The sequence below is a fragment of the Streptomyces sp. SID3343 genome (assembly GCF_009865215.1).
GTDB lineage: Bacteria > Actinomycetota > Actinomycetes > Streptomycetales > Streptomycetaceae > Embleya.
In genome coordinates, this window is record NZ_WWJX01000526.1 from 1 (window position 1) to 1,906 (window position 1,906).

At 73.6% G+C, this 1,906-nt stretch carries 1 protein-coding gene and 1 pseudogene; one reads left to right on the plus strand and one right to left on the minus strand.

What is annotated here, in order from left to right; genetic code table 11:
- Positions 1-340 precede the first annotated feature (340 nt).
- A complete protein-coding gene (locus GT354_RS16515) occupies positions 341-1,480 on the plus strand; it encodes a PP2C family protein-serine/threonine phosphatase (RefSeq protein WP_161357070.1) in 1,140 nt (379 codons plus the stop codon).
- 139 nt (positions 1,481-1,619) lie between these two features.
- Here the strand turns inward: GT354_RS16515 and GT354_RS52615 are convergent.
- Positions 1,620-1,906: pseudogene (locus GT354_RS52615) on the minus strand (hypothetical protein); the annotation flags it as partial.

A 1,906-nucleotide genomic window follows, 5' to 3' on the forward strand; every position in this document is an offset into this window, starting at 1 on the left:
GCGACGACACACGGTCCCGTCCCCGCGAGCACCGCTCGGCCGCATCCGCCACCTGCGGCCCGCGCGATCCGCCCCGCCTCGTAGGCGATCTCTCGGCGGTGCCCTCGGGGCGGCTTTCGGGGCGCTCCGGGGCCGATCCCGTCCTGTGTCGATGACACGCCACGCCCGCGGGGCCGCGGCCGGAGCGCGGTTCCGACCGGCTCGTCCACCGTCCGGCCTAGGTACCGATCGGGTGGAGCGGGCATGGTCCCGGTGCCACATCGATCGATGGGCCTTGACCCTGTAGGACGACAGGCCCCGCTCGGGCGGGCCGGGACGGCACGTGCGGATGCGGATGCGGATGACACGGACGCGCGAACCCGATGTGGCGGACGCCGCATCGCCATTGGGTCGGGCCGTTCGAGCCCTGCCCGCCGCGTTGTTCGTGATCGTCTTCGTCGCCGACCTCGTCTCGCCGACGCAGTTCCAGGCCAACACGGTGCTGACCCTGGTGCCGATGACGGCGGCCGGACTCGGTTCGCTGCGCTCGACGGTGTGCTACGCGGTCCTGTGTACGATCTCGTTCTTCCTGCTGGACACCGTCCTCGCGCCCGCACCGGACGGACACGACTGGGCGGGCCTGGTGGTGGTCGCTCTGGGTGGGGCCATCGCGGTGCCGACCGCCCTGTTGCGCACGCGCTTGCAGGACCGGGTGGCTCGGCTGGGCGACGTCGTACAGGAGGTGCAGCGCGCTATCCTGCCGCCCGCGCCGCCGGTGGTCGGCGGCATCGCGGTCGATCGCTGTTACCAGGCCGCCGAACGCGATGCCGAAGTCGGCGGCGATGTGTACGACATCATCGCGACGCCCTACGGCACCCGGGCCTTCATCGCCGACGTGCAGGGCAAGGGCCTGACCGCCGTGGGCGCCGGCGCGGCCCTGGTCGGGACCTTCCGCGAGGCCGCCTTCCACGAACTCGACCTTCGCGATGTCGGCCGACGGATGGGCAATCAGTTGGAGCGGTTCGGGCGGGACCGGGTCCTGGCCGGCGGACCGGACATGGACTGGTTCGCCACCGGTCTGATCGCGACGCTCGACGCCGACGGGCGAGTCGAGATCGTCAACCACGGCCACGAGGCGCCGGCGGTGATCGGACCGGACGGCGTGCGCTGGATCGAGGTCGACCCCACCCTCCCCCTCGGCCTGGCCGGGCTCGCCCCCGAGGCCCGGGCACCGGAGCCAGTGCACTTTCGGCTCGGACCATCCGATCGGTTGTTCCTGTATACCGACGGCACCACCGAGGCGCGCGACCACGACGGCCGGTTCTTCCCGCTGCGCGCGTGGATGGATCGGCACGCCGATGCGCGGCGTCCGCCCGCGGCCCTGCTCACGGACCTGCGCAACGCGTTGCTCGCCCACGTCGGCGGCCGGCTCACGGACGACGCGGCCCTGATGATCCTGCGAGTCGCGGAGCCGGCGGAACGAACAACGCGGGACGGGTGAACGAACGGCGTTGCCCACACCGGACGTACGGGTGGCCCGGCATCGCATCGAGCCCTCCGCGAGCCCGTGCCGGGCCGAACACCGCGAACTCGGCCACCACCACCTCGGCCGCGGTCCGCCGGCCCCCGCATCGCCTCGCTCACGACGGCGGCACCAGCGCGGTGAACGCCACCCGCACGACTCGGGCGTCCGGGGGCGCGTCCTCGCGGATCGGCGCGACGAAGGGCCGAAGCAGGGCGTCGATCGCCGCGGTCAGCCCGGTCAGTTCGGCCGCGGTGACCCGCAGGCCGTAGCCGGCCATCGCCACCGCGCGCCGCCACTCGTCCGGCAGCGCGTCGCGGCCTTCGACGGCCGCGTGCGCGAAGGCCGCGTCGTCCTCGATGCGCACGTGCGCCGACTCCCGACCGGCCGACTCGGCCACGCCGT